This is a genomic window from Aminobacter sp. NyZ550 (genome assembly GCF_025628925.2).
Lineage (GTDB): Bacteria > Pseudomonadota > Alphaproteobacteria > Rhizobiales > Rhizobiaceae > Aminobacter > Aminobacter ciceronei.
The window spans coordinates 4,238,679-4,263,369 of the sequence record NZ_CP114190.1 but is presented as its reverse complement, the minus strand read 5'-3'; the positions used below and the strand labels follow the sequence as shown (position 1 = coordinate 4,263,369).

Annotated in this window: 29 protein-coding genes and 1 pseudogene; 16 read left to right on the top strand and 14 right to left on the bottom strand. The window is 62.6% G+C overall.

Translation table 11 applies throughout. The annotated features are described in order from the left end of the window. Positions 1–6: 6 nt before the first annotated feature. Both N7E70_RS21100 and N7E70_RS21095 read left to right on the top strand, forming a co-directional pair. The gene (locus N7E70_RS21100) at positions 7–2,667 is read left to right on the top strand and encodes a phage tail tip lysozyme (protein ID WP_263007515.1); all 2,661 of its coding nucleotides are present in this window, start codon (positions 7–9) and stop codon (positions 2,665–2,667) included. Continuing rightward, on the top strand, positions 2,654–7,246 hold the full coding sequence (locus N7E70_RS21095) for a hypothetical protein (protein ID WP_182573647.1): 4,593 nt from the start codon (positions 2,654–2,656) through the stop codon (positions 7,244–7,246). The genes N7E70_RS21100 and N7E70_RS21095 overlap by 14 nt, the downstream gene beginning before the upstream one ends. Positions 7,247–7,436: 190 nt before the next feature. On the opposite strand, the gene N7E70_RS21090 is transcribed toward N7E70_RS21095, so the two are convergent. Together N7E70_RS21090 and N7E70_RS21085 are read right to left on the bottom strand one after the other, a co-directional pair. Beyond that, positions 7,437–8,978, bottom strand: coding sequence for a hypothetical protein (locus N7E70_RS21090; RefSeq protein WP_154385500.1), 1,542 nt, complete (start codon positions 8,976–8,978; stop codon positions 7,437–7,439). A 60-nt stretch (positions 8,979–9,038) separates the two neighbouring features. Further along, positions 9,039–9,179, bottom strand: coding sequence for a hypothetical protein (locus tag N7E70_RS21085; RefSeq protein ID WP_263007514.1), 141 nt, complete (start codon positions 9,177–9,179; stop codon positions 9,039–9,041). A 269-nt stretch (positions 9,180–9,448) separates the two neighbouring features. Between N7E70_RS21085 and N7E70_RS21080 the strand changes: the two genes are divergently transcribed. The 4 genes from N7E70_RS21080 to N7E70_RS21065 are packed head-to-tail and all read left to right on the top strand — an operon-like array spanning position 9,449 to position 12,606. After that, positions 9,449–11,095: a hypothetical protein gene (locus N7E70_RS21080; RefSeq protein WP_263007513.1), complete on the top strand. Its 1,647-nt coding sequence runs from the start codon at positions 9,449–9,451 to the stop codon at positions 11,093–11,095. 1 nt (position 11,096) lies between these two features. After that, entirely contained in the window at positions 11,097–11,387 is a 291-nt protein-coding gene (locus N7E70_RS21075; RefSeq protein WP_182573650.1) for a hypothetical protein, read from the top strand. Continuing rightward, on the top strand, positions 11,384–11,650 hold the full coding sequence (locus tag N7E70_RS21070; protein WP_182573651.1) for a hypothetical protein: 267 nt from the start codon (positions 11,384–11,386) through the stop codon (positions 11,648–11,650). Before N7E70_RS21075 ends, N7E70_RS21070 begins: the two co-directional genes overlap by 4 nt. Before the next feature lie 32 nt (positions 11,651–11,682). Then, entirely contained in the window at positions 11,683–12,606 is a 924-nt protein-coding gene (locus N7E70_RS21065) for a hypothetical protein (RefSeq protein WP_182573652.1), read from the top strand. Positions 12,607–12,615: 9 nt separating this feature from the next. Here the strand turns inward: N7E70_RS21065 and N7E70_RS21060 are convergent, their stop codons facing one another. The 5 genes from N7E70_RS21060 to N7E70_RS21045 all read right to left on the bottom strand — a co-directional run bounded on the left by N7E70_RS21060 (position 12,616) and on the right by N7E70_RS21045 (position 15,133). Further along, positions 12,616–13,020: a hypothetical protein gene (locus tag N7E70_RS21060; RefSeq protein ID WP_182573653.1), complete on the bottom strand. Its 405-nt coding sequence runs from the start codon at positions 13,018–13,020 to the stop codon at positions 12,616–12,618. Between the two features lie 91 nt (positions 13,021–13,111). Then, positions 13,112–13,705: a methyltransferase domain-containing protein gene (locus tag N7E70_RS30940; RefSeq protein WP_376775601.1), complete on the bottom strand. Its 594-nt coding sequence runs from the start codon at positions 13,703–13,705 to the stop codon at positions 13,112–13,114. A gap of 442 nt (positions 13,706–14,147) precedes the next feature. Continuing rightward, entirely contained in the window at positions 14,148–14,384 is a 237-nt protein-coding gene (locus tag N7E70_RS21055; protein WP_067963513.1) for a hypothetical protein, read from the bottom strand. A 143-nt stretch (positions 14,385–14,527) separates the two neighbouring features. Further along, a complete protein-coding gene (locus N7E70_RS21050) occupies positions 14,528–14,734 on the bottom strand; it encodes a hypothetical protein (protein ID WP_182573654.1) in 207 nt (68 codons plus the stop codon). A 135-nt stretch (positions 14,735–14,869) separates the two neighbouring features. Next, a complete protein-coding gene (locus tag N7E70_RS21045) occupies positions 14,870–15,133 on the bottom strand; it encodes an XRE family transcriptional regulator (protein ID WP_067963511.1) in 264 nt (87 codons plus the stop codon). A 249-nt stretch (positions 15,134–15,382) separates the two neighbouring features. Between N7E70_RS21045 and N7E70_RS21040 the strand changes: the two genes are divergently transcribed. The 6 genes from N7E70_RS21040 to N7E70_RS21015 all read left to right on the top strand — a co-directional run bounded on the left by N7E70_RS21040 (position 15,383) and on the right by N7E70_RS21015 (position 17,301). Further along, entirely contained in the window at positions 15,383–16,087 is a 705-nt protein-coding gene (locus N7E70_RS21040; protein ID WP_182573655.1) for a glycoside hydrolase family 108 protein, read from the top strand. Continuing rightward, entirely contained in the window at positions 16,075–16,275 is a 201-nt protein-coding gene (locus N7E70_RS21035; protein WP_154385495.1) for a hypothetical protein, read from the top strand. Before N7E70_RS21040 ends, N7E70_RS21035 begins: the two co-directional genes overlap by 13 nt. Beyond that, positions 16,272–16,403: a hypothetical protein gene (locus tag N7E70_RS21030; RefSeq protein WP_263007512.1), complete on the top strand. Its 132-nt coding sequence runs from the start codon at positions 16,272–16,274 to the stop codon at positions 16,401–16,403. Before N7E70_RS21035 ends, N7E70_RS21030 begins: the two co-directional genes overlap by 4 nt. Continuing rightward, the gene (locus N7E70_RS21025; protein WP_263007511.1) at positions 16,400–16,630 is read left to right on the top strand and encodes a hypothetical protein; all 231 of its coding nucleotides are present in this window, start codon (positions 16,400–16,402) and stop codon (positions 16,628–16,630) included. Before N7E70_RS21030 ends, N7E70_RS21025 begins: the two co-directional genes overlap by 4 nt. Before the next feature lie 52 nt (positions 16,631–16,682). Next, entirely contained in the window at positions 16,683–16,898 is a 216-nt protein-coding gene (locus tag N7E70_RS21020) for a hypothetical protein (protein WP_154385493.1), read from the top strand. 103 nt (positions 16,899–17,001) lie between these two features. Continuing rightward, positions 17,002–17,301 carry a hypothetical protein gene (locus N7E70_RS21015; RefSeq protein WP_154385492.1) on the top strand — a complete coding sequence of 100 codons (300 nt, stop codon included), beginning with the start codon at positions 17,002–17,004 and terminating at the stop codon, positions 17,299–17,301. A gap of 80 nt (positions 17,302–17,381) precedes the next feature. Here N7E70_RS21015 and N7E70_RS21010 read toward each other — a convergent pair whose 3' ends face one another. The 3 genes from N7E70_RS21010 to N7E70_RS21000 form a co-directional block, all read right to left on the bottom strand. Then, complete coding sequence (locus tag N7E70_RS21010; RefSeq protein WP_269441412.1) at positions 17,382–18,947, bottom strand: inverse autotransporter beta domain-containing protein; 1,566 nt, start codon at positions 18,945–18,947, stop codon at positions 17,382–17,384. A 342-nt stretch (positions 18,948–19,289) separates the two neighbouring features. Continuing rightward, positions 19,290–19,976, bottom strand: coding sequence for a hypothetical protein (locus N7E70_RS21005; protein WP_263007509.1), 687 nt, complete (start codon positions 19,974–19,976; stop codon positions 19,290–19,292). Between the two features lie 347 nt (positions 19,977–20,323). Continuing rightward, positions 20,324–21,049, bottom strand: a complete 726-nt coding sequence (locus N7E70_RS21000; protein ID WP_263007508.1) for an outer membrane protein — start codon at positions 21,047–21,049, stop codon at positions 20,324–20,326. Between the two features lie 167 nt (positions 21,050–21,216). Here N7E70_RS21000 and N7E70_RS20995 point away from each other — a divergent pair, with 167 nt between their 5' ends. After that, on the top strand, positions 21,217–21,915 hold the full coding sequence (locus N7E70_RS20995; RefSeq protein WP_067963481.1) for an SOS response-associated peptidase: 699 nt from the start codon (positions 21,217–21,219) through the stop codon (positions 21,913–21,915). Positions 21,916–22,087: 172 nt separating this feature from the next. Here N7E70_RS20995 and N7E70_RS20990 read toward each other — a convergent pair whose 3' ends face one another. Next, positions 22,088–22,366, bottom strand: coding sequence for an outer membrane protein (locus N7E70_RS20990; protein WP_263007507.1), 279 nt, complete (start codon positions 22,364–22,366; stop codon positions 22,088–22,090). A 29-nt stretch (positions 22,367–22,395) separates the two neighbouring features. Then, a complete protein-coding gene (locus tag N7E70_RS20985; protein WP_263007506.1) occupies positions 22,396–22,827 on the bottom strand; it encodes an outer membrane protein in 432 nt (143 codons plus the stop codon). A 94-nt stretch (positions 22,828–22,921) separates the two neighbouring features. On the opposite strand from N7E70_RS20985, the gene N7E70_RS20980 reads away from it, so the two are divergent. Continuing rightward, positions 22,922–23,059 (top strand): hypothetical protein, encoded by a 138-nt coding sequence (locus N7E70_RS20980; protein WP_157097105.1) that lies wholly within the window; start codon positions 22,922–22,924, stop codon positions 23,057–23,059. Between the two features lie 150 nt (positions 23,060–23,209). Continuing rightward, complete coding sequence (locus N7E70_RS20975) at positions 23,210–23,626, top strand: hypothetical protein (protein ID WP_067963475.1); 417 nt, start codon at positions 23,210–23,212, stop codon at positions 23,624–23,626. 122 nt (positions 23,627–23,748) lie between these two features. Here N7E70_RS20975 and N7E70_RS20970 read toward each other — a convergent pair whose 3' ends face one another. Next, positions 23,749–23,877, bottom strand: a complete 129-nt coding sequence (locus N7E70_RS20970) for an outer membrane protein (protein WP_157097224.1) — start codon at positions 23,875–23,877, stop codon at positions 23,749–23,751. 98 nt (positions 23,878–23,975) lie between these two features. Here N7E70_RS20970 and N7E70_RS20965 point away from each other — a divergent pair, with 98 nt between their 5' ends. Then, positions 23,976–24,380, top strand: coding sequence for an OsmC family protein (locus tag N7E70_RS20965; RefSeq protein ID WP_067963472.1), 405 nt, complete (start codon positions 23,976–23,978; stop codon positions 24,378–24,380). 81 nt (positions 24,381–24,461) lie between these two features. Here the strand turns inward: N7E70_RS20965 and N7E70_RS30935 are convergent. After that, positions 24,462–24,656 (bottom strand): annotated as a pseudogene (locus tag N7E70_RS30935) (hypothetical protein); the annotation flags it as partial. Positions 24,657–24,691: the final 35 nt, after the last annotated feature.

The window sequence follows — 24,691 nt, the reverse complement described above, 5'->3', positions numbered from 1 at the left end:
CAGCGCATGGTGACCATTCCCACAGCACGCGACGTCGCTTACGCCGATCCGCGTTCGGGCCGCATCGCCAATGCCGGGCCGACGCCGATGGTGGGGGCTGCCCTTGCTGACGCCGGCCAGGCCGTCGTCCGGGCGAGCTACAGCCTGCTCGAGCTCGCCGAGCGCGAAAAGATCGACGTCGCCAACGACCGTTCCAACGCTGTCTCGACCAGCCTGACCCGGTTTCTCGCCGATGAGGAACAGCGTTTCCTCAAGGCGCGTGAGGACAGTTCGGAAAGCGGCATCGGCTTCACCCGCCAGTTCATGGAAGGCCACCAGCAGCGCGCTAACGACTTCGCCAAGGCCAATTTCGAAGGCCTGACCAAGGATGCGCAGACGGGATACCTGAACAACATTCTGTCCCGCGGCAATTCGCTTTATGAGAAGGCTGACGAATACGAGCGCAACGCCAAGGGCGCCTATTACGACCGCACCACCAACAGGAATCTCGACAGCTACCGCACGCAGATAAAGAACAATGCCGCCGATTTTGTGCAGCTCAAGCGCGCGGGTCTGGAAGCGATCAATTCGACTGACATGCCCGAGCCGTGGAAGGCGGCGCGCCGGCAGCAGTGGGAAGCCGACGCTGCCGAAAGCAAGTGGCGCTGGACGTTCCAGCAGGATCCGGCCGCTGCAGTATCTCAGATGCGCGCTCCGGTTGGCGGGCGTGTCGGGCGAGCCTATCAGCGCCTGATTGCGAAGGGTTGGGCGCCGCACCAGGCGGCAGGCATCGTCGGCAACCTGCAAGCGGAGTCCGGCGTCAGCCTCAATACACAGGCCCGCAACGCTGGCGACGGAAGCGACGGCTCGGACAGCATTGGCATTGCCCAATGGAACGGAAAGCGCGCGCAGGCGCTCAAGGCGTTCGCTGCATCGCAAGGCACTGACTGGCACGACTTCGATACCCAGATCGATTTCATTGATCACGAGTTGCGCACGAGCGAGCGCGCGGCAGGCGAAAATCTCGCGCGGTCGACGAACGCAGAAGACGCCGCTGCAGCCTTCACCGGTTACGAGCGACCGGCGGGCTGGTCTGCCAGCAATGCGCGGGGCGCGCACAATTGGACGGGGCGGCGTGACAACGCGCTTCGTATCGCAGGCGAGAACCCGCAGGCTGAAGACGCCGACCTCGACAAGATTCCGTATGACCGCCGGGACCAATTGGCGTCATGGGGCGAGACGGAACACAGCCAGCAGGTCACGCGGCAGCGCGCAACGACGAAGCAGCGCTATAATGACCTGATTGCCACCGAGCCGGACACGGTTCGGGAAAGCGTGATCCTGGCCGACGCGACGCTCGAAAGCAGCGACAAGGCCGACCTCGTGACGACCCTCCGCGTCGCGCAGCAGGAAAGCGGCGGCGTCAATGCGATGATCGGCGCCCTGGCCGGCGGCAAGGTCGACGTCGACAGCTTCGACAGCGACCAGACCAGCATTGCCGACAAGACCTATGACAAGCTCTTTGCCGCAGCCGAAGATGCCGTCCAGCAGAATGCAATCACATCAGAGTTTGTCGCGCGCACCGGCTACATCCCGAAGAGCGTGCAGGCTGATATTCGCAAGGGTGTGGCGTCGACCGATCCGGCGACTTTCGCGGCGGCCATGTCGAAGGCCGACACGCTCGAACCTCTTGCGCCCGTTTCGTTCGGCGCCTTCGAAGGTGGTGCACAGGCGCGCGAAAAGCTCGGCGTCTTCCGCCACATGGTCGTTGATCTCGGCCTCAGCGGCGAAGAAGCAGCAACCCGCATTCTCGCCGCGTCCGATCCGTTGATGATGGCCAATCGCGAAGTGCTGAAGACCAAGGCGGCCAGGTTCATCAAGTATCTGAGCGTCTCTGATGTGACGAGCTCCTTTGACCCGGGCTGGTTGTCTTCGGCGCCCGGCGCCGGCATCGTCCCGCAACAGCCCAACGGTCTGCTGGCCGAATATCGCGAGATCGCCGAAGAAAAGTTCTACGAATATGGCGGCGATGCCGCTGCGGCGAAGGCCGCGGCGCTCACCGACCTCAAGCGCCGTTGGAACGTCAGCAACGTTTCGGGCTCTCCGAATCTGATGCGGATGCCGCCCGAGTTGCACTATCCGGCGATCGGCGGCAGCCTCGACTATCTGCGCGAAGATGCCATGAAGACCGCCAGCGACTACGCCGCCAAGCTCGGCCGGAAGGTCGAGAACGTCGCGATCCTGGCGTCCGACAAGACGCGTGCTGACATCGAGGCAAAACGCCCCCCACGCTATCGCCTGTTCTATCAATACACGTCAGGCGGCCAGACGCAGTTCAGTGAGGTCTTCGGCCCGCCATGGGGTGTCGATGCTGCGACCTTCAAGCGATACAGCGACAAGCTCGGCAAGCTCTCCATGGCCGAGCGCGCGCGCCAGGATGCTGCGAGTGATGCGACACGCGCCGGCGATGCTGCAGCGATGCGTGCGCTCGAGGCAACCGTCGGCCCCGACTGGATGAAGGCACGCGCGGCCGAAGCTGCCCGCGAGCTTGGCCGATCCCAGTCCGAAACAATCCGAAAGCGACCGCTTGAGACTCCGGCAAAGCCAACCTTCGATCCCGAGAAACTGCCAATCACCTTCGGTCATGCGATGAACGACGCCATGTGGAGCGACGATGCCGCAGATTGAGTATCCCGATGAGCGTCCTGTGCTGGGCGCCTTCCGCGCGCTCGACTACACGCAGATGGACGAGCCGGAGTTTGATCCCGACACGGCGACGGTGATCGGGGCAGCGTGGCGAGATGGCAATACGTTCGGCTCGGCAGCCAACAACAAGCTGGCCGGCATCGATCGGACGACGCCCGAAGCGAGCTATACAGGCGAAGCTGCCTGGAATGACATTCGCGGCACGGCTTACGAACCGCATTGGGAGCGCTTCACCACGCTGCGCAACTGGCGCGCGCACGCAGCCATGAAAAGCCAGATCGACATGGAGCGGGAAGACGACCGCATTCTCGAAGCTGGCGGGTGGACTGCGACAATTGCACAATTCGGCGCTCAAGCGTTCGACTGGCCATCGCTCCTCCCGGGCGGGGCTCTGGTGCGTGGCGCAACGACCGGTGCAACCATCGCCCGTACGGCGCTCTCGACCGGCTTTGCCGGTGCGCTCGGGGCCACCGTGTCCGAAACGGCGCTGCAGGCAACACAGCAGACGCGGCCTCTCGAAGAGAGCGTGCTTGCCATCGGTGGCGGTGCGGTTCTCGGCGCGCTCCTTGGTGGGGGTGTCGGCGCATTGTTTTCGGCATCTCAACGCAAGGCGGCCCTGGCCACTGTCGACCGTGTTTTGTTCGAGGCCGACGACAGCGGGGCTGTGCCGGCTGAACTCAGGGCTGGCATTGCTGAAGAACAGGTCGCGGGCACTGCTGCGAACGGCGGTATCAAAGACTCCGACAACGCCGCGCGCGCCGAGCCGCTGGTCACTGTCGACAGTGTTTTGGCCGCGGCCGACGACAGTGGGGCTGTGCCGGCTGAATTCAGGCCCGGCGTCGCCGAAAAACAGGTCGCGGGCACTGCTGCGAACGGCAACATTAAAGGCGGCGACGACGCTGCGGGCGAAAAGCTGCTCGCCACTGTCGACCGTGTTTTGGCGGAGGCCGACGGCAGCGGGGCTGTGCCGGCCGACTTCAGGGCGGGCGTCGCCGAAAAACAGCTCGCGGAAGCTGCAGCGGACGGCAACATCAAAGACGTCGACAATGCTGCGCGCGCCAAGCCGCTGGCCACGGTCGACCGTGTATTGGCCGGGGCCGACGACAGCGGCGCGGCTCCGGCTGAAGTCAGGGCGGGCCTTGCCGAAGAACAGGTCACGGGCATTGCTGAAGACGGAAACATCAAAGACGTCGACAACGCTGTGGGCGAAAAGCCGCTGGCCACGGTCGACAGTGTCTTGGCCGAGGCCGACACCAACGGCGCGGCGCCGGCTGACTTCAGGGCGGGCATTGCCGAAGCACAGAGCGCGGGCGTCGCTGCGGACGGCAACATCAAAGATGCCGACAACGCCGCAGAGGCCGGGACGGCTGGCCCGGCCAGCGATCATCTCGGGCCGCTGCGGCGCGCCCTGGACAGTCCGTCTGCCGTTCATCGCTCACTCATGGCCGACCTGGTCGATACCGGCTCCCATTTCGACAACACTGCGCGCGGCGAGGGTGAGATTGCCTTGGAAAGTGAAGTGAAATTCTGGGGGCGCGCCGGGGTCGCCAAGGCCCTGACCAGAATGCGCTCCATCTATGACGAAGCGCGCAAGGCCCGCGGCTTCAACATGGGCTGGGAAGAGTTCAAAATCGCCGTCGGCAAGGCCATGCGTCAGGGAGATAAAAGCGACAACAAGGCGGTGCACAAAGCCGGCGTTGCCTGGCGCAAGGCGGTGTTTTATCCGCTGAAGCAGCTGGCAATCAAGGCAGGGCTGCTGCCGGCTGGCGTGAGCGACCAGGGCGCTATTTTGTTTCTGGCCCGCTTCGGCAACGCCCCGCGGCTGAAAGCCGGCGAAGTCCGCTTCAAGACCATTGTGAGGCAGTGGGTTGACCAACAGCTTGCGCGCCTCGAGCGCGAGGCTGACAAGATGGGCAAGCCCGCCCGCATCAAGGGCGTGAAACCCGACGCGCTCGACCAGTTGGCGCCGGAGGCCGAGCCGAATAGCCACCGGTTTCGGTCGCCGGGGGAGCGGGCGGACTATGTGAACGGCGTTGTCGACGACATCTTTTCCCAGGTCACCAGTCGGGCAAACCAGGACATGCCGTTCTATGACATCGTGATGTCGAGACACGGGCTGCTGGCGGGACGCCCCTTCGACATCGATTTGGATCTCATCGAGGAGTTTCTTGAACACGATGTCGAATTGATCGGCCGGCGCTTTGCCCGCGTCGTTGCGGCCGACGTCCAACTGGCACGCCTGGACAGGCGCCTTGGCGGGCCGGGCAAGCCGACGCTTCAGAGCCAGCTGAGCCGGCTGGAAGACGATTACCGGCAACTGCGTGAACAGGTGCAGGCATCCGACATGGACGAAGCAGCCAAGGCCAAGGCACTCCAGGACCTGACCCGCCGGGAAAGCAGCGACATCGCGGACGTCACCGCCATGCGCGATCTTCTGCGCGGGCAGTCCGGGCTCGACAGCCGGCACACCGACTTCGCCCGCGTCTTGCGGACGGCGGGGCTGTTCGAGGTCATGGGCCGGCTCGGCGGCATGCTGGTTTCGTCGCTGGGAGATGCCGTGCGGCCGGCGATGGTCCACGGGCTGGGCCGGTATATGAACGAAGGTATCGCACCGCTGGTCACCAATCTCGGCGCGATCAAGTTCGCGGCCGCCGATGCCAGGCGCCTTTACACGGTGGTGAAACACCTGTTGCGCTCGCGTATCGCCGCCATGGCCGGGCTGACCGATCCTCATGCGATGATTCCGCCCTTCGAGCAACTGATCGACAACATGGGCACCACCTTCTCCAGAATGACGCTGCTGCCGTTCCTGACCGACGTGAACACGCACGTTTCTTCAGCGCTGGTCCAGAACCGCATCTTGAAGAATGTGCTGGCGGCGAGCGATGGCGCTTCCCTGCCGGCCCGAGAGCTGGTCATTGGCGATTTCTTTGAGCAGCCGACTGTATCGCTTGATGAGCTCTATGCGGTGGTCGGCAAACGGCAGGCCGAACTCGTCGCCGCGGGAAGCGAAGTCGCCGAGGCAACCGGCTCGACCTTCGTAAATTCTGGATTCAAGGACAAGGAGAAAGCGGCAGTCAAGATTGCGCGCAAGGGATATGACGACGCGTCCCACCTGACGGATGTGGTCCGGGCCGGTTTCGTGGTCGAGACACCTGCCCGGGCCGACGAAGTGGTTGCGAAGCTGGCGGAGCGATACGACGTTCTGGACGAAGGCTGGAAGAAAAAGACCAACGGCTACTTCGACCGCAAGGTCATCCTGCGCTTTGACGATGGAACGGTGGGTGAGGTCCAGCTATGGGAATCGAACCTGCGTGACGCGAAGTTCGGACGCGGGGAAGAGCTGTACAATCTCGCGCGAGATCTTGATCCCACGTCCGAGGAATTCCTCAAGCTGGAGAAGGAGGCCGAGAAGCTCTATTCGGCGGCGCGGGCTGCTGCAGGCGAGACCTGGTCGAGCGAGAACATCGGCGGGTTCAGTTCGCCGAAGCTCTTGAAGCGTTCGCGCCAGGCCTCTTCGGAGAGCACGTCGGCGGTTTCCCAGACATCCATGAAGTCCACCGGAACCCAAGGGGAGTTGGGCTTGAGCATGGCGAATGCTCCGGCTTCACCGATGACTGCTGGGCGGTTATCCCAATTCACTAAATTGGTGGGGCGCATATCGGATTCCTTGTTTGGAAAAAGTGTAACACAGCCGGGAATCCGGGGCTATGCGGGCCTTTCTGCGGCCGACCGCAAATACATGGAATTCGTCGGTATCGACGAGGATATGGCCTTAAGAATTGCGGCCCAGTACTCACTGTTCGGACAGATCGAAGAGACTGTCCACATTCCGCTGATCGGGCGCTGGACCGATGACGAAGCGCGCCGCGCCTTCACTGCCGCCGTCAACAAGGACGTCGACACCACGGTGGTCACCGAGAGCTTGGCGGATGTGCCGCTGTTTGCTCACACGCCGGAGGGCAGGGCCTTGCAACAATTCACGAGCTTCGCGCTGGCCGCCAATCAGCGTGCATCGATGCACGGCCTGCAAGACGGTCCGGGCTCGTTCGTCTCGGGCACGCTGGGCATGTCTGCTCTGGGCATGCTGGTCTACTGGCTCGAGGCCATGGAATCGGGCAGCGAGCTTGCGGAGGATTCCGAAACATGGATTGCCGCAGGGCTGGACCGCTCCGGCATCATGTCGGTCGGCATGGAGATCAACAACGCCTGGGAAAAGCTGGGCGGCCCCGGCTTCCATGCATTGGCCTCGGCAGGCGGGCAATTGCCCGATCCGACAGCCGAGGCGCGCCGGCCCGCCGCGCGCGTCGCCGATCGGGACGCCTACGGCTCTCGGCTCGGCCCGTCATTCCGGCTTGGGACAGATGCGGCGCGGTTGCTCGGCATTCCCGCTCACGCCTCATCAGGTGATCTCGCTATGTTGTCTGGTGATGTTGACCGCCGCTCCAGGATGGCGCCGTTCCTGACGCTGCCCTATTGGCGCTGGATCATAGAGGGTGGCTTCGGGTTGCCGGACGATTTCAGAGGTGTCGAACCTGAGCTCACCTCCCTGGCCGCATAGGGCGGCGCTTTTCAGGGGACGGCAACTGGCTGCAACTCATCTCGACATATGTCGGGGCTGGACTGTGGACGGACACTGTCGAGGGAAAAAGAGGGTGCCGCTGTGCCCGATTCCCGCCCGCCAGCTCTCTACCGGACGGGGACACGTCCGGCGGCCTTACAACAGGCGATGCTCACGAATTGGAGGGCCGCTATGGCGTTTCGGGTTTGGGGTACCATATCTGAATTCCGGGGCTGCGCCGGTCTGGATCAGGCGGCCCGACGATCGGATCCAGCGGTCCGGGTGGCGACAGCTGGTCGATCATCGGCGGGTCCAGTTCGCCGAAGCTCTTGAAGCGTGCGCGCCAGATCTCTTCGGGGAGCACGTCAGCGTTCCACCAGACATCGACGAAGTCCACTTCTACCCAATAGGAGTTGGGGCTGAGCATGGCGAATGCTCCGCGTTCACCGATGATCGCAGGACGGCGGTCCCAATCTACCAAAAGGGTGCGGCGCTTGTAGGGTTCCGTGTCCGGTGATGCAGCACTTGCGGATTCCCCGGCTGCGCCGGCCGGGAGCGCAGGCGATGGCGGCGCCGAGGCAGAAGGCTCCGCAGCCGGCCGGCCGGTCGGTTCCTGCGCTCGGGGCAAAACCTGGTCGAACATCGGCGGGTCGAGTTCGCCGAAGCGCTTGAAGCGTTTGCGCCAGATCTCTTCGGGGAGTATGTCACCGGACCACTGGACATCTACGAAGTCCACCGGCACCCAGAGGGAGTTTGGCTTGAGCATGGCGAATGCTCCAGCTTCACCGAAGATCGCCGGACAGCCGTCCCAATCCACCAATCGGGCGCCGCGCCTATAGGGTTTCGTGTCTGGAGGAGGTGCACTTCCGGCTTCCGGGATTGCGCCGGCCTGCAACGCAGGCGATGGCTGCTGCGGCGCCGAACCTCGTTCTTTGGCCATCCACCCGAAGAGCAGGGAAAACAGGCCCCTGAGGAAACCCAGATTTTCCTGCGTTGGACAGGCCATCCAGACGCCAACGGAATACCCGACCATCGCGACCGGATCGGCATTGGTCACACACGGCTTGTTGTAATTTTCGATGATGGTGGCGAGCTCATCCCGATTGCGGAGGCCGATCACTTCGAGCACCGCGTGCGTGCTGGCATACTCGAAATTCGTGCCGATCTTGGACGAGAAATGTCTCGCGGCCACCATGGCGAACAGACCCGCGAGCAAGCGCACGTCGCTGTCGACGACCGAGCGGGGTGTAATGATGTGGCTTACGAGAAGCGCTGCCGAGCGCGGCGCAAGCTGGGTATCGGACCCGGCGGCTATCATCTCGCCGCCGATCGTGGAGATGGCCGAGCGCAGCATGGCGAGGTTTTGGCCTCTGGCGCGCGCCTCCGCGAGGAGTGCTTGCTCCCTGCGGGCTTTTCTGCTGCGAAGCAGATCGAACAGTCCCATGAGAAGCCCAGTCGAAGGTCGGTTTGACCCTGGGTTGAGGCGGCGCAACACCAGGGTATGAAAACGGTAGAAGATCGCCAGCAGGAAAAGGTTGGCGATCAGGCCCAACGCTATGCCGGGAGCCTCGGTCGGCCTGACCAAGGGCATCAGGACTGCAAACACGATCGCCCCGAGAGTGATCGTCAATCCGACCGCAATCCTGCTCTTGAGTTCGAGAGCGGTCGCCAACAGAAATGCCATGAAGGCAATCCGTGCAGGGTCAATCAACAGATCGATAAACAGGCCCATCGTCCAAGCTTTGCTTGTTTTCGCGTATAACGTGTATTCAACCTGAAATTGCCACCTCTTTCAAGGCCGGCTCTCGGCCACGAAATCGCGCTCGCCCCATGCCGCACGGACAGAACCGAGCGGCACCATGGCGCCGATGCCGGATGTCCATCGCGCCCAGGCCGGCCATTCCGACCATCGGTCAAACAAACGAACAAGCATTGGTGCCCCTAGGGTCGCTGCGGTCCGAGCTCGCTCGCGCCAGCGGTTTCATGCCGGTTCTGCCCGCGACGAACAAGATTAGCGCAGATCGTCTCGACCTGCGCTGCTTCTGCGCCGGTGCCCTGACTTCTGATGGCAACAATCGTCCCAGACGTCGATCGATCTGACGGCGCGTGGTTCGCGCCAGGCGCAAAAGCATCGGCCTGTCTCTCCGCATCACCACCCTGAACCGCTCGCCGCGGCGAGCCCCATTGCTTTGAGGACAAGATATGGCGACGGAATTCGACAATTCGCTGCATTGGGGCCTGTTCCTCACCGGAACCACGCTGACCAGCGAGACCGGAAAATATGTCAGGGTGTCCGAGCTGGTTCTGTCGGCGCTTCGCGCGGCCGGCGTGTTCAGCAACATGGTCGACGGCATCGTCGCACCCGCAACCGACAAGCTCTGGCTCGACAAGAATGTCGATCCGGCCGTGCTCAAGGAGTGGGACGCGACCGGGGCGTCATGGGTGCCGATGAGCTATGGCAGGCTGTTCGGCCGCGCCGCCGTGGACAAGCTTACGGTGACGGGCGGCACAGGCAATGCCGTCGTGGTCAGCCAGCCGGTGGGGTTCCAAGCGAACCGGCTATACCTGATGACGCCGACGCAGAACAACAGTGCCGCTGCCACCATCACGGTCGCCGGTGTCGGCAGCTATGGCGTGAAATATGGCAACGGCGCCGACATCGGCGCGACCGAGTTCAGCGCCGGACGGCAGGCGGTGCTGTTCTTCACCGGTGTCCGCTTCGAGGTGGTGTTTCCGCTCAGCGGTCTGTCGTCTGCCGTGCTGGCCGCACAGGCGTCGGCTGACGCTGCGGCAGCTTCGGCAAGCTCATCGTCGACTTCGGCGTCGAATGCAGCGACCTCTGCTACCAATGCGGCGAACAGCGCGACTGCCTCGGCAAACAGCGCGACCGCTGCGGCCAACGCGGTGGCAGCGCTGCCCTACAATTTCTCGACCACGACGACCGATGCAGACCCCGGAGCCGGCATCTTCCGGCTCAATAATGTGGCTCCCGGCTCGGCAACCGCTGCCTACATCGACAACGTCGATGCGGATGGTGTCTCGGCAACGGGCGTGCTCGACAACTGGGACGACAGTACGAGCACGGTGCGCGGTGTCCTCACCATCCGCTCGAAGGCGAACGCCACGATCCGCCACACCTACAACGTGACGGGCTCCGTGGTCGACGGGACGGGGTATCGCAAGCTCACCCTTGCCTATATCGGAGGCTCGGGCGCGCTGACCAATGGCGCGGGGCACTGGCTGATCTTCAATAGGACTGGGGACAATGCGTCCGGTGATGTCACCGGGCCGGGATCCTCGACCAACAACGGCTTCGCCCGCTTCAATGGCACGACCGGCAAGGTGATCAAGGACAGCGCGGCCGTGATCGCTATTGCCGACGGCGGCACGGGACAGGGCACTGCGGCGAATGCGTTCAATGCTCTGAAGCAGGCGGCAAGCGACACTGCAACCGGCGTTGTAGAACTCGCCACTGGGCCGGAGGTCGCCACAGGAACTGATGCTGCAAGGGTGCCATCTGTTTTGACCATGGGTAGCCATCAGGGTGTTGCCAAAGCATGGATCAATTTCAATGGTGACGGCACTGTCGCAATTCGTGACAGCTACAATGTTACGTCGATCACAGACAACGGAACTGGTGACTACACTCTGAACTTCACAATAGCATTGGCTAACGCCAACTATGCTGTTGTTGGCTGCGGTCGTGACGATGCTGGTGCAGGAAGCTATAACGTTGTGTGTATCACGTCCATCACTCAGCTAACCACGTCTTGCCAGATACGTACTCGTGCTGTCAACAACACCGCCATCGACAGTGATACTGTGGGCTTGGCTATCTTCGGAGACTAACATGCAACGCATTATTTATCCAAATGGCGACGGCGTGGCCGTGATTATCCCGGCTGAAAAGAGCGGCCTTCCCATAGAGGAAATCGCTCGCAAAGACGTGCCTGAAGGCGTGCCATATCGAATAGTCGCGACCGCCGATGTTCCTACTGATCGATCGCAACGTGAACTTTGGACCGCCGATTTTAGCAGCCCTGACGGCCACGGCATCGGGGCGGCCGCATGGTTAGCCGAGCAGGAGGCAATTCTTGCCGCCGCGCACGCTGAGGAACTGGGTCTCGAGGAAAGCAAATGACCGTCATCACCATTCGGGCAGCACCGCCGCCGCCTGTCCCCGACGCTGTCTCTTCTCGGCGGTTCAAGATGCAGCTTGAGATCGACGGTCTAACCACATCTGTCGAAGCATGGATCGCCACGCAGCCCAAGCTTGTTCAGATCGCTTATGTAGAGAGCAAGGCATTCAATCGAGACGATACCATGTTGCAATCGGGCTTTGCTGCGCTCGGCTACTCTTCGCAACGCGTGGATGCATTCTTCACTGCCGCATCTAAGCTTTGACGCCGAAAATGGGACCAGCTATGGCGTAGCAAATGAAGCGCCACGACTTAGTCATTCTCACGGGGAAGCAACGCCCGCTTTTGAACGATCTGGTGCTTCAGCTTAAGGAGCGCCTGCGCGGCCAAGGTCGGCAATATGGTGGCCACCCGGCCGTCACACGCAGCCTGGTCGAAGGCTTGCAGCAGCTTCCCGGCGTCGACTGGCTCTATGCGCGGCGTTACGGCAGTCTTCGGGCCAAGACCGTACATGCTGTCGCGGACGTCCGGTCTGTGCGCACCGGCATAGCAGCAAAGCGGAACGGTCTATGTGACAGGCTGATCGTTGGGCCAAACATTGTTGTTCGTGCCTTTGAAGACGACGCGGTCTTGGCGTCTCCCGAAATCGATATGGTGCTGGTGCCAAGTCGGTGGGTTAAAGCCGCATATGAGGCTGATGAGCCGCGTCTGATCGGCAAGATTGCGGTTTGGCCGGCAGGTGTGGACGCCGATGAGTGGGCGCCCTCGGGAGGGGAGCGCCGTACTGTTCTACTCTATGAGAAGCGCCAGCCCGAAGCGGCAGCCAATGCGGCAGAGGTGATCCGAGCGGCAGGCTACGAGCCTGTGACGATCCGCTACGGCAACTACCAGCCCGAGGAATTCAAGCGAGCGCTGGACGAAGCTGTTGCATGTGTCGTGGTCGGACAGAGCGAAAGCCAAGGCCTGGCACTAGCCGAGGCGTGGTCAATGGACGTGCCGACATTCGTCCGGCGCTTTGATGTCATCCCCGACGAGGGCACTCCTTGCAGTGCAGCCCCTTATCTGACTGACGCGACCGGCGCTTTCTGGTCGACCAGCGATGAGCTTCGGCAATTGTTGGCATCCGGCATGGACGGCTACGCCCCGCGTGAATGGGTGCTGGCGAACAATACGGACCGCCACGCTGCGGAAGCCTTGGTGCGCATAGCCCTCCCGGCCTAGCCGGTCGCTTTAGACCGGCTTCGAATTTCGCGGTGACCTGCCGCATCTCTGCAGGAATGACGGCAGCCGACACGCACCATGGGACGCGTCCATGGCGCCGAGTGGCCGGAGCGTCGTCCTTGGTGGCGGGCAGGGTAAGCTGCGTTGTTGCCGCGCCGCGGCGGCGGATGCCGACTTCAGCGCCGCCAGAATATCAAGCACCTCTCTTCGAAGGTGCGGATCGTCTGTCTGGTTCATCTCCATCGTGAGATCGAGGAACCCTACCGCCGCCAGAAACTCCTCGGTAGCGCTGGCGATGTCGGGTTCCGCTGCAACGGGCGCGGTCGCCTCCACTACCAGGCGCTCGATGCGCGCGACTGGCAGCGGGGTCCGGCCCGTCGACACAAGAATGGCAAGTTCCTCAAAAGCGTCCATCTGTACCCCGGACGACTTTAGCCAGTGCGTGCCCCTGCGGCCAGTCAGAAGCGTCCGCGCGTCCCCGTACGCCAAAGCGAGGGAGAACGGGTCAGTCTGTTGTGGCCTCAAAAAGTCGCGGCCAATCGCTGCGGGATCGCTGCGCGGCAGGATAGGCAACCCTCGACATACGCAACAAGGCCGCAGGCTCGTCGACCGAGGCAATCGTGATCCAGTCCGCGCTCAGGCGAGAACGGCCTAGAAGCTCGCCAGTCTGTCGTTCCTGCAAAGGACGAGGACATCGTGGTTGTTGGCCCAACCGCGCTCGATGTAGCCGGCTCGCAGGCCAGGCAGACTGTCGGCGATGTCGAGGATTGTCGACGGTTTTGACAGCGACACGCCATTGTTCACTCAGGTGATCTGCCAGGTAGCCCAGCCAATCTGCCGTGCGCTTCCGGTCCACATGGGTGAACAACGACCCTATCCAGATGACGTCGAGTGAGCGCGGGAGCCCGACCTGCAGAAGATCCGGTTGGGAGTGGATGGCCGTTCCGCCAAAAGTCCGAGCGCAAAAATCTGCCCCTTCGGCGTCGATGTCGCAGTAGAACATTTCCGCGGTCGGGAAAAGCAGCTTCAGGTGTCTGGAGACCCGCCCGTGACCACAGGGAAGGTCAAGAACCTTTGATACGTCCTGCCGCCAGGTCATAGGCCGAGTAAAGCTCTGCGATTCTCTGGAAATTCATCAGTCCGAAGCCCCTTGATTATTCACGGGACTTCCTAGCGGGGCTCGTCGTTCCCCACAACCCGGAATACCGCCGGCTGACACCCACAATGGAGCATCACCATGGACCGCATTTCCAGCGGGCGCTAACGCTCGTCCTGAAACATGAGGGGGCTGGTCGGATCATCCGGCCGATCCTGGCAGCGCCACCATGAAGGGGTGACGCTGGCGAACGTCCGCCGCGACGTGAGCCCGGGCGATCACCCATATCTGGTGGCGTTAGAGATCGAGCTCGATCTATCCGCACAAGCGGTCGGCGCGATTTGCGTTGCGGCCGGCAAGATCACCTCGGCGCCATGCATTCGCATTGCCTGCCACATGCTCCGGCACCTGGCCTGGCGTGCGCATTCAACTGTGGCCGGAGCAGTCAGGCCGACTTGTGCCTGCCGCGAAATACGGACCAGGCAATCAGGCCGGCCCCGATCAGGCTTGCACCCCAGGCGATCAGCGCCGGCATCATCGGACTGCCGAAACATCCATAGAGGCCGATGTAATCCATCTGGTAGCAATGTCTGGCCGGGCTTTCGTTGTCAAAGCTGTAGGTTCGCGTGAACATTCCGTTGAAGAACAGGAACACGCCGGCGATGAGGATCACCCACTTCATTCAGCCCTCCCTCCCGTTGATGCTGGCAGATTGAACGACTTCATCATCAAAGGAAATCACCAGTGGCCGCAATCTACACCGGCGCTCGTCCTGAAACGTGAGGGGGGCTGATCGCACCGTGATCCGGATGCCATGGCCGCTAGCTAGTAGCCGGCCAGCCAGAAGATGCCGCTAGCCGCACCGAACGCCACGGCGATGTAGAACAGGTCAGTCCATTGCGGTCCTGGAACGTCGCTCAGATGGTCGACAGGTGCCATGTGCTCGACGCGTGAGCCCCCTGAGCCACGGAGATATAGAGCGCGTCTTTCAAGGTCATTGTCGCTGCGGGACGACTTCAGATCGGCCGTCATATTCGCCTCCCAAGAAGATTGCTTAACTCCTTGGACGGCTGACCGTTCCATGCCAGTGCGGGGCAGTCTGGCGCCGGGCCACCCCCGGTGGAGGAAGAGGGATGGCCCCGCTCACTGCTGCGGGGCCCATCAGGACTACGCGGCGTCCGAGACGTCCGACATTTGGTCGAAAATGCCATCCGGAAGGCCGAGGGCTCGCGCAATGCGGTCCCGGTATCCCTTTTCGAAGCGATGTCCGGCCTCGATGCTTTCGACTTCATCAACCGTAAGCCCGCTTGTTACAGCGACGGCGCCGATCGAATAGCCCAAATATTGGCGGTAAGCCTGGATGGCGGGCGTTCCATTTGCAATTGCTGACAGAACTTGCGCCGGCAGCGCGAAGGGCGTTGCAATAGACATTTAGCCTCCAAATTTTGAGTACAGCGCTGGCGGTTGTTTGAAATGCGTCAGCGCTGATTGAGATGGCATGCCGGAAAAGCCGGCAACCGAAAGCGTCACTCCCGAAACGGTGAGAGGCGCAATCGCAATATGGTGCCTGACCCCGAAGTGATCAAGCCATTCCGCCGATGTCAGATCGTCGGACGAACGCGACGTCGCGTCACCGCGCCTGCTGGCTGCTCAAACCAACCCCAACCGAAGGAATTTTTCATGGACCGCAATTTCGCGCGGGCGCTAACGCTCGTCCTGAAGCATGAAGGCGGCTGGTCGGATCATCCGGCCGATCCTGGCGGCGCCACCATGAAGGGGGTGACGCTGGCGAATTTCCGCCGCTACGTGAAGGCGGATGCAACCAAGGACGATCTGCGCGGGATCACCGACGCGCAGCTGGCCACCGTCTACCGGCGTTTCTACTGGGACGCCGTGCATGGCGCCGAGCTGCCCGACGGCGTCGATCATGCCGTCTTCGACTTCGCCGTGAACAGCGGGCCGGGCAGGGCGGCCAGATATCTGCAAGGCGTCGTCGGTGCCGTCCAGGACGGCCGGATCGGCCCGGCGACGCTGAACGCTGTCAGCGCCATGATGCGCGCCACCATCATCAACGACCTGTGCGACAGGCGCATGGCCTTCCTGCGCGGCCTCGCCACCTGGCCGACATTCGGCAAGGGCTGGACGGCCCGTGTCTCCGCCGTTCGGTCGGCGGCGCTGAAGCTGGCCGCGCCCAACGCGCCTGAACACGCGCCGCCGTCACCCGCGCCGGTGGGGCACCCAGTGGACGACAAGCAACCGACAGCCCCCACCAGACCCGCGCCTCATCCCGCCGGGCGCGGGAGCGGCTTGGCTTCATTCCTGCAACTCATCACCAGGGCGATCGCCGCCTGGTTCATCAGAGGACACCGACCATGGCACCGATAATCCGCATCCTGCTGCGTTATGTCTCGCTTCCCCTGCTGGCGCTCGGCCTGATCCTGCCCGAGGAACAGCAGGCGCTCGTCGCCGATCCGCAGCTTGTCGAATGGCTGGGCACCGGCCTTGGCCTCGTCGCCTCGATGGTCGCCGAGGGCTGGTACTGGGGCGCGCGCCGCTTCGGATGGACGAAATGACCGATCGCGCCGTCACATCAGGCGAGGCGCTGACTGTCATGGGCTCCATGCTGGGGCTGGTCGTTGCCGTCGTCATCCTGCTGGTTTTGCACGCCACGCGGCAGCGCTGGGGAAGGGGCGGCTCATGACCGGCTTCCTGCTCTCCAACCCGACGCTTCTGGCGGTCATGGGCGGCCTTTTGGCCGCACTGGTCGCTTTCCTCAAAGGCAACAGCCGCGGCGCCCGCCGTGAGCGCGACCGGCAGGCCAGGGCCGAGCAGAAGGCGAGGGACATCGCCGACGAGGTGCAGTCGGACATTGGCGCCATGTCTCCCGACCAGCTGCGCGCCGAGCTCGCCAGAAGGACACGACAATGAGGGCGCGGCCAGAACCACACGACCATGAGGAAACGGCAATGAGGACACGACAATGAAGCGCCGGCTGCTCGACCTGATCACCCGCATCCTGCTTCTGATCGTCGTGCTGACGGGCGCTGCCGCCTGCACCGCCGCGCGCGGCAGCATCTGCCTGGGTCCAGACCTCCGCTATCGGCAACAGGTCTATGACGCCATGAACGAAGCCGAGGCAGCGCGCCACCTGGCCGCCCTCAAGCTGCGCGAACAGCTCTGCCCGAGGTCGAGATGATCATCCAGGCCACGCTTCTCACCATCAACGACGTGCTGCTGATCGGCTTCGGTCTGTCGATCGGCTGGCTGGCGGTGGCCGGCTGGCGGCGGGGGGCACCGACATGAACGAACGGAACACGGAAATCGACGGCGACCTGCGGTCCCGGCTGGTGGCGCTCGAGCATCAGGGCGCCAGCCGCGACCAGCGCCTGGCGGCACTCGAAGCCCGGCAGCGCCAGAGCGATATCGCCGAGGCACGCAAGGACGAACAGTTCAAGCACATGGACATGCGGTTTTCGACGCTCGACGCCAAGATCGACGGTGTCAGCGGCACGCTCAACTGGATCGCCAAGCTGGTCATCAGCGGCATCATCCTCGCCATCGTCGCCTTCATGATGGGCGGTGGCTTCAAGCTGCCCTGATCATGGACCGAAAGCCGACGTTCCTTGAGCCCCGCTGCCTGGAGGCGGCGAGTTTTTTCTGTGCAAGCTGGCGCGGGTGCTCATGGCCCGCAGGCCGGGGCATTGGTGAATTCAACGGCGACACCGAAGCCTGGAGCCGCAGCGTCGCATCTGCCGTTGACGATCGTATTGCCTGTCGAGCCGGTGAAGATGTTTGCCTCATAGATGTGCACGGCGCGCGTGTTGACGACGTCAGATGCGCGAGCGTCGATGGAGTTGCCACGGACAGTTCCGCTCGACATGAACATTTGAACACCAGTAACGTTGCCATCGGTGTAGTGCTCAACGGCGACGATGTTGTCGGCTATGGTCACATTGTTAGACCATCGAGCGCTGATACCAAAAGCAGTGTGGCCCGCCGATGTCGTGCTCACCGCGTTGTTGGTAATTGTTGCATGATTTACGTTTCTGGCGACTATTGCGATAGGATTGCCAAAGCTTCCCGGATTTTGGCGATGAACAACCATTCCTGAAAATGTGCTGTAGTCCGCCATCTCCACCGCAGCCTGATTGCCTGAAATTGCCGAGTTGATGGTAGCTGCTTGGGTGTACAACGTGGCGCTTCGGCCCGAAGCGCTGCTGACGATCGTGGCGCCGGCGCCCATCAACGTCTGGCCGGTCTGAAGTCGAACCGGGGCATTGGTGTCGAATGTGCCGGACAATATGACATGGCTGTTGGCGCCTGCGCCGGCCACTGCGCCGGCAAGATCTGCGCCAGTCGTCGTGCTGCTGCTGATCACCGAAAGCGAGCGACCGTCCGCCGTTTGCGTAGCCAGCTCTGCTGGTCCACCTGTCACCTGGGTGACGACATCGAGGTCCCGAACCACTCGTTCGGTTATCCGCGATTCCTGGGCGGTCAGGTGACCGCTTCTGCCGGCTGGACCAAGGGGGATGCGAAGGCGGGCAATGGCCGACGCTTCGGTGCCTCTGACATTGTCGTGCTGCAGCTCGGCGCCGACCGTCAATCTGCTACCTTCGGCCATACCGATGAGATCCGACAGGCCGTCGAAGCTGACCTCGAGGCGGCCGCGCGGGCCTGCTATAGCCTCGTCGACCTTGTCGCTGTCGAAATAGAAGCCACCGGCATAGGCGCGGATTTGGGTGGCGTCGCTCGGGTCAAGAATGGGCAGACGCCAGCCTATCTCGCCATCGAAGCCGGCGAGGGCATGCTCTTCCGTGCCCTGAATCCAGATGTTGGTACCGAAAATCGATGCGGTGGCGGCTTGGCCTGTGTCGCGGGTGCGCTGCCCGATCGGCAGGTAACCATTGAGGCGCAGCTCGAAGTCGGCATTGAGTGCCTCGATGCCGAGGGTCAGCTGTCGAAACGTGTTGTCGTGAACCGACCGGCGAACGTCGAAGTAGCCGTACCCACCAATGTTCCAGCCCTTGTCGAGCATGTGGCGAAGACCGACGCCAAAATTACCTTCGCGATTGGAGTTGTCGTCGAAACGCGCTCGGACGTCGGCGAACAAAAGCGAGGCGTCATTCTGCCACAGCGGCGCGAACAATGCGGCGTCGCCCAGCGTACGGGCCGAGCTCACTCGACCTTCAATCTCCAGATGCGCGCCCCATTTCGTTGCGAAGTCCGAGGCGAGGGCAAAGGGCATTGCAAAAAGCCATGCACCTGTCGCCAGTACCAGCCAGATGCCCCCATTCGTTCGATGCAAGTCCCCCACTGGTAGCTCCCGGCAGACGTTTCCCAAGTCGGCCGTCTACCCAGAGGACGCTTCGGAAAAAATACGTCACATGCCGTATTTCGGCAGTGCTCGCCGTAGAGCGGGTCTTTGGTCGCCTTAAATCGGGTGCGGTTCGGCGAAGCTGGCGAACGGCACCACAGATCTGCTCCCGACACCGGAAACATGTTATGCTGGCGCCACTGACCTCCCAGGAGCCCCGCTGCCGCAAAGCAGCGGGGCCTTTTTTCGTTTTCGTTCATGCAGGCCGCGAGACTATCCGTCTCTCAGGCAGTTCCTGTTGATGGAAACCGACACCAGGGAGAAAAACCTCCCCTGTTTGTCGGCCCGGGCGATGCCGCCGATGTCGAAACCGCATTCCGTCGCGGATTCGTACAGGTTCTCCGCGTCGCGAAAATTGTAGTAGACCGCGCATCCCCTGTCGTCGCAGCGCGTCAGATTGTCGATCGGCCTCGACAGGCGCACATTGAAGTAGTCACTCAGGAAGCGCCTTGTGCATGGTTCCAGCGCCTCGGCGCAGGATGCGGCCAACGGCATGGGTATTGCGAAGTACAGGCTGCAGAAGCGGTGCGAAGCCGAAAAGCTTGTGCCCGGCATTGCGACCCTTGCCTTGATCAGGCAGAGCTCGCGCAGGTGCTGGCCGTATCCGTCAGAATCGATCGGGAATTCAAATGCCTGCGCGGCCTGATAAGGCAGGACGAGCAGGACTGCCCCCGCAATCGCGCTGTGCAGATGCGGTCGCCGCCGTCCCGGATCGCTGATGTCGGCCGGAGCCGTCATGGCTTCTCCGCCGCCGCGCGGATCGTTGCACATGCGAACATTCGGAGCCCCCTGCCGCCCTCCGGAATGGCCATCCCGAATGATAAAAAGCATAGCTGCTGGCGGCAGGCAGGCAAGGGGCTTGTGGCGGGAGAGCAGCGCATCGAGGCCGGCGCGACTCATGTTATGCTCTGTGCGTGAACCTCTCCCATCCTGCCCCGCTGCCGAAAGGCGCGGGGCTTTTGTCGAGAGCGCAAAGTCGCCAGCGCAAACAAGTACGGCCCGCCTGGACGTCGCCAGGTCGGGCCGTTCGTTGCGTAGCATGGGTTGGCGGGGCAGCCGACGCAACACTCATTCGTCGATGTAAGGCGTTGCGCCGGCGATCAACCCCACCTTGCCAATGCTTGATATTACTTGAGGCAGCGGCCGGCCGACAGTCAGCTGGATGGCGTAGCTCGATGGAGCGGGTTTTTGGGTGGCCCCGCCTCGATGCATCTGCGCGAGGCGGGCAACGGCACGGCTGTCACGACCTAGAAGCCGTAGCTCGCGCCGAGCCGCACGACATGGAGGTTGGTGTCGAAATCGTAGCGGTAGGCGTCGCCAGATCCGAACGATCCCCTGTTGTCCTGGAGGTCGACATAAAGATATTCGGCGCGCAGCGACCAGTTGTCGGAAAGCGCATATTGTGCGCCGGCGCCTATGGTCCAGCCGGCGACGACATCGTCGGCGACGGCGTGGTTGCCTGGGCTGAAATCGTTGTCGTCATAGCTGCTCCTGACGTGGCCGAAGGCGAGGCCGCCGGTGACGAAGGGCAGGAAGCGGTCGACCGAATAGCCCAGGCGGGCGCGGGCCGTGCCGAACCAGTCGATGCGGGTCGAGAAGCTCTCATTGGAGCCCGGGATCATCGAGTTGGCGACGGTGGCGTCGATGTCGGTCCCGGTGATATCAAGCTCGACGCCATAGACCCATCGGCCGGATTGCCAGTTGTAGCCGGCGTGGACGCCGCCGAGGAAACCGTCCGAATCGAATCTGAATTCGGTGTCGCCGAAATTCGAGAAGGAATAGTCGTCCAGTTCGGTGACGGTGGTTCGGGCCCCGCCATAACCGAGATGGACGCCGGCATAGCCGCCGGCCCAGACAAACCCTGGCGCGGAGGCCGCGTCGGCGGCCCTGGCCGGCAGGCAGGCGGCAAAAGGCAGCGAGCCCGTCAGCAGCATCAGAACTGATGCCTGGCGGATGAATCTTGTCGTGGTCATGGCTTTCCCTGTTTTTGGCGACTGCAGAACGAACAGGGCAGCGTTCGTGGTGACAAAGGGCTGTCTACTGCAGCTTATGGTGGTGTGCAAGCGCCCCAGGCAACTTTGGCGTGGCGTGTTCTCCTGTCTGGCTGGCGTTATCAGGCGCGTTGCGGCAGAGTTGGAGCATGTGCGGCCGTGTCTTTGTCAGATCGACCCTTGCCGAGATGGTGCGCGGCTTCAGCTTTGCCGACCCCGGTGACGTCGGCGCGCTCGACAACAGCTTTCCCCGCTACAACGGCGCCCCGAGCCTGATCTATCCGGTCATCGTGCAGGACGAAGCCCAGAAGGGCAGCGCGATGTTCGTCCAGGCGAAATGGGGGCTGGTGCCGTCCTGGCAGAAGGAGGCGGCATCAGGCCGTCCGCCGCCGGTCAACGCCCGCTCGGAAACCATCGCCACAAACGGCCTGTTCAAGCGTGCCTATGCCTCCCGGCGCTGCCTGGTGCCGATCGACGGCTATTTCGAGTGGCACGACATTCACGGCACCGGCAAGGACAAGCAGCCTTACGCCATTGCGATGAAGGACGGTTCACCCTTCGCGCTCGCCGGCATCGTCGATCTCTGGCGCAACCCAGAGACCGGCGAGCTTCTGCGCAGCTTCGCCATCGTCACCTGTGCCCCCAACGAACTGATGGCCACCATCCACGACCGCATGCCGGTCATCCTGGCACCAGTGGATTACCAGAGATGGATCGGCCCGGATGCCGATCCGGCCGAGCTGATGAAGCCGTTCCCCGCCGGGCTGATGACGATGTGGAAGATCGGCCGCAAGGTCGGCTCGCCGAGGAACGACACGCCTGACATTCTCGATCCCGCAGAGCCGTAGCCGCCCGGAACGCGCGCATCATCTTGATGGCGGGCGGCGCCTTCACGCTGACCAGGTCATCCCGCAGGCGCCGGCAACATGCTGGCGCCACTGACCTCCCAGGGCTGGCGAGGCCTTTTTTGTGCGCGCAAACAGGAGCCCCGAGGCCGGGGTTTGCGATCGCTCTCGCGCGCTAGAACCTGTAGCTCGCGCCGAGCCGCACGGCATGGATGTTGTTGTCGAAATCGTATCTGTAGCGGTCATTTCCATCCAGCAATGATCCCTGGCTGTCGTTGAGGTCGACAAACAGATACTCGGCACGGACGGACCAATTGTCTGTCAGGGCGTATTGCGCGCCTGCACCTATGGTCCAGCCACCCACAACTTCGTCCGCAACGGCATGATTGTTCTGGCTAGGGTCGTTGTCGTCGTAACTGCTTCTGATGTGGCCCAAGGCGGCACCACCGGTCACGAACGGCAGGAAACGGTCGATCGAGTATCCTAGACGGACACGAGCGGTGCTGAACCAGTCGATCTGGTCGAGAAGCTTTCGTTGGACATCGGCATCATGGGATTGGCGACGGTTTTGTCTATATTTGCGCCGGTGAAGTCAAACTCCACGCCATATACCAATTGACCCGACTGCCGGTTGTATCCAGCGTGCACGCCGCCAAGGAAGCCGTTAGAGTTGAATTTGAACTGCGTGTCGCCGAACGCCGAGAAGGAATAGTCATCCAGCTCTGTGACCGTGGTTCGGTCGCCGCCATAGCCGAGGTGGACGCCGGCATAGCCGCCAGTCCAGACAAACCCTGCGGGAGGGGCGGAGAGGGCGTCAGAAGCGGCTGCCGGCAAGCTGGCCGCGAGCGCCAAAGAACTCGCAAAAAGTGTCACAAAGGACGCCTTGCGAATAGACTTGATTATGGTGGGGTTCATGGCTTGCCCTCATTCACGACTCAAGTCGAGCGAAAAGGGCAGCGTTCACGATACAGCGTGCGGTTATCATGAGTCATGATCAGGGGCAAGGTGGTTGACTATTCAGCCAGCGGTCGCGGCAGCCAGGATCGACGGCGTCAGCGGCACGCTCAACTGGATCGCCAAGCTGGTCATCAGCGGCATCATCCTGGCCATCGCCTTCATGATGGGCGGGGGCTTCAAGCTGCCGTGACAGCGGTATCGCTCTTGTTCAGCGATATTTGACAGCTAGACGGCGCCCCGCCGCGGCAAGGTCGCGGGGCTTTCGTCGTTTCGGCCGATCTTGCGGATGCGGCTTTGTGCGGCCCGTGCTATTTTGGCGATCCTGCAAGGAGCGTGCGCAATGCGATCATTCGTCCTGCTGACAGCTTCCATCGTCTTCGCATTGATCACCCTGACGCCGGGCCTTGCAACAGCGGAGAAGAAACTCGACAGCTGCAAGAGCGACCGGGCACGGTTATGCCCCGGTTTGGCAAGGCATGAATGCAAACTCGGGCGGTACGTCGATCAACTCTCTACGATGTGCAGGGCCGTTATCGAGCCTGAAATGAAGGCAAAGGGAAAGGTGCCGAAGCAGCGGGAGGCAAAAGGAAAGGCGCCGAAACAGCGCGAGGCGAAGGGTGACGGTGCGTGCGCGGCCGATAGGGCCCGTTTATGCGGATCATCCAAGGGTGGCGCCGATTGCAGGCTTGGCAAGATGATCAATGAACTGAGCCCCAGATGCCGGGCAACAGTGCAGCAGAGGCAGGCAACCCGTTAGGCGTGGCCGATTTCCGTCGTCGGTGACCTGCTGGATCGGGATTCGCTATCTGAACATTCTTGGCTGGCCATCTTTGGGCAGGCGCGTCGATCCCGCCGGCTTCGGCCGGCGGGCCTTTGCGTTCAGCAGCATCGCTCGAGACTATTCGCCGTTGTCGTGAACGATCCCCGGCTGTCCTGGAGGTCGACATAGAGATACTCGGCGCGAAGCGACCAGTTGTCGGTGGGGGCATATTGCGCGCCGGCGCGTATGGTCCAGCCGGCGACTCAGAAAACGATCTGTTTGATCTGGATCAGGGCTTTCTGGGAACGAACGCGAGATATTGCGCCGTTCACCAGAGGGTCAAGTGATGCTCGAACATACGATTCAGGCGACGCGCATCGACGAGCACGGCAGCGTCGCGCGATGCAAGGACGCGGCGATCCGTCTCGATACTGACATGGATGGACGCGCCGACGCATTCAACCCGGCGGAGATGCTGCTGGCGTCGCTTGCCGCCTGCATGATCAAGGGCATCGAACGGGCGGCCCCGCTCCTGAAGTTCGCATTCCGGGGGGTTGAGGTCCACCTGCGCGGCGTGCGCGAGGACAGTCCGCCGCGGATGGTTTTGGTGGAGTACGAGATCATCGTCGATACCGACGAACACGACCGTCGGATCGAACTTCTGCATAAGAACGTCCGCAAATATGGCACGATCTTCAACACCCTGTCTTCGGCCACCGTGTTGTCTGGCCAGATGGTCCGGAAGCTTTGACAGGCGCGGAAGCCGCCAGGGACTCGGTACAAACAGCTCGGCCAGCCTGACCGCATGGCGGTCCATTGCGGCGGTATCGGAGGGCGGCAGATCGAGCCGCGCCGTCATGTCAGCGGCGAGCACGCGCCCGCTGGCCGCGAGGAGGTCGACCGTTTCCGTCTTGGCGACCGGCGTCGCCACCGCGAGCGCTTTCGCAGCAGCGATGTCCACCGGGATCACTGCCGCGGCGGCGTCGGCTTGGCAGTGTCTTTGAAAGGCGAGCGCAGGCGAGGTCATGGCTGCTCCGGAAGGGGCCTCGCGACGGGAGAGGG

Bases quoted from the DNA above. Each gene is read 5' to 3' on its own strand.
- N7E70_RS21085 (WP_263007514.1), bottom strand. From the start codon at position 9,179: ATGCTTGTTCGTTTGTTTGACCGATGGTCGGAATGGCCGGCCTGGGCG.
- N7E70_RS21095 (WP_182573647.1), top strand. From the start codon at position 2,654: ATGCCGCAGATTGAGTATCCCGATGAGCGTCCTGTGCTGGGCGCCTTC.
- N7E70_RS21040 (WP_182573655.1), top strand. From the start codon at position 15,383: ATGGACCGCAATTTCGCGCGGGCGCTAACGCTCGTCCTGAAGCATGAA.
- N7E70_RS21015 (WP_154385492.1), top strand. From the start codon at position 17,002: ATGAACGAACGGAACACGGAAATCGACGGCGACCTGCGGTCCCGGCTG.
- N7E70_RS30940 (WP_376775601.1), bottom strand. From the start codon at position 13,705: ATGACCTGGCGGCAGGACGTATCAAAGGTTCTTGACCTTCCCTGTGGT.
- N7E70_RS21030 (WP_263007512.1), top strand. From the start codon at position 16,272: ATGACCGATCGCGCCGTCACATCAGGCGAGGCGCTGACTGTCATGGGC.
- N7E70_RS20995 (WP_067963481.1), top strand. From the start codon at position 21,217: ATGTGCGGCCGTGTCTTTGTCAGATCGACCCTTGCCGAGATGGTGCGC.
- N7E70_RS21005 (WP_263007509.1), bottom strand. From the start codon at position 19,976: ATGAGTCGCGCCGGCCTCGATGCGCTGCTCTCCCGCCACAAGCCCCTT.
- N7E70_RS21050 (WP_182573654.1), bottom strand. From the start codon at position 14,734: ATGACGGCCGATCTGAAGTCGTCCCGCAGCGACAATGACCTTGAAAGA.
- N7E70_RS21090 (WP_154385500.1), bottom strand. From the start codon at position 8,978: ATGGGCCTGTTTATCGATCTGTTGATTGACCCTGCACGGATTGCCTTC.
- N7E70_RS21070 (WP_182573651.1), top strand. From the start codon at position 11,384: ATGACCGTCATCACCATTCGGGCAGCACCGCCGCCGCCTGTCCCCGAC.
- N7E70_RS21045 (WP_067963511.1), bottom strand. From the start codon at position 15,133: ATGTCTATTGCAACGCCCTTCGCGCTGCCGGCGCAAGTTCTGTCAGCA.
- N7E70_RS21000 (WP_263007508.1), bottom strand. From the start codon at position 21,049: ATGACCACGACAAGATTCATCCGCCAGGCATCAGTTCTGATGCTGCTG.
- N7E70_RS21065 (WP_182573652.1), top strand. From the start codon at position 11,683: ATGAAGCGCCACGACTTAGTCATTCTCACGGGGAAGCAACGCCCGCTT.
- N7E70_RS20975 (WP_067963475.1), top strand. From the start codon at position 23,210: ATGCGATCATTCGTCCTGCTGACAGCTTCCATCGTCTTCGCATTGATC.
- N7E70_RS21100 (WP_263007515.1), top strand. From the start codon at position 7: ATGGTGACCATTCCCACAGCACGCGACGTCGCTTACGCCGATCCGCGT.
- N7E70_RS20985 (WP_263007506.1), bottom strand. From the start codon at position 22,827: ATGAACCCCACCATAATCAAGTCTATTCGCAAGGCGTCCTTTGTGACA.
- N7E70_RS21060 (WP_182573653.1), bottom strand. From the start codon at position 13,020: ATGGACGCTTTTGAGGAACTTGCCATTCTTGTGTCGACGGGCCGGACC.
- N7E70_RS20965 (WP_067963472.1), top strand. From the start codon at position 23,976: ATGCTCGAACATACGATTCAGGCGACGCGCATCGACGAGCACGGCAGC.
- N7E70_RS21055 (WP_067963513.1), bottom strand. From the start codon at position 14,384: ATGAAGTGGGTGATCCTCATCGCCGGCGTGTTCCTGTTCTTCAACGGA.
- N7E70_RS21020 (WP_154385493.1), top strand. From the start codon at position 16,683: ATGAAGCGCCGGCTGCTCGACCTGATCACCCGCATCCTGCTTCTGATC.
- N7E70_RS21075 (WP_182573650.1), top strand. From the start codon at position 11,097: ATGCAACGCATTATTTATCCAAATGGCGACGGCGTGGCCGTGATTATC.
- N7E70_RS21010 (WP_269441412.1), bottom strand. From the start codon at position 18,947: ATGCCCTTTGCCCTCGCCTCGGACTTCGCAACGAAATGGGGCGCGCAT.
- N7E70_RS21080 (WP_263007513.1), top strand. From the start codon at position 9,449: ATGGCGACGGAATTCGACAATTCGCTGCATTGGGGCCTGTTCCTCACC.
- N7E70_RS21025 (WP_263007511.1), top strand. From the start codon at position 16,400: ATGACCGGCTTCCTGCTCTCCAACCCGACGCTTCTGGCGGTCATGGGC.
- N7E70_RS21035 (WP_154385495.1), top strand. From the start codon at position 16,075: ATGGCACCGATAATCCGCATCCTGCTGCGTTATGTCTCGCTTCCCCTG.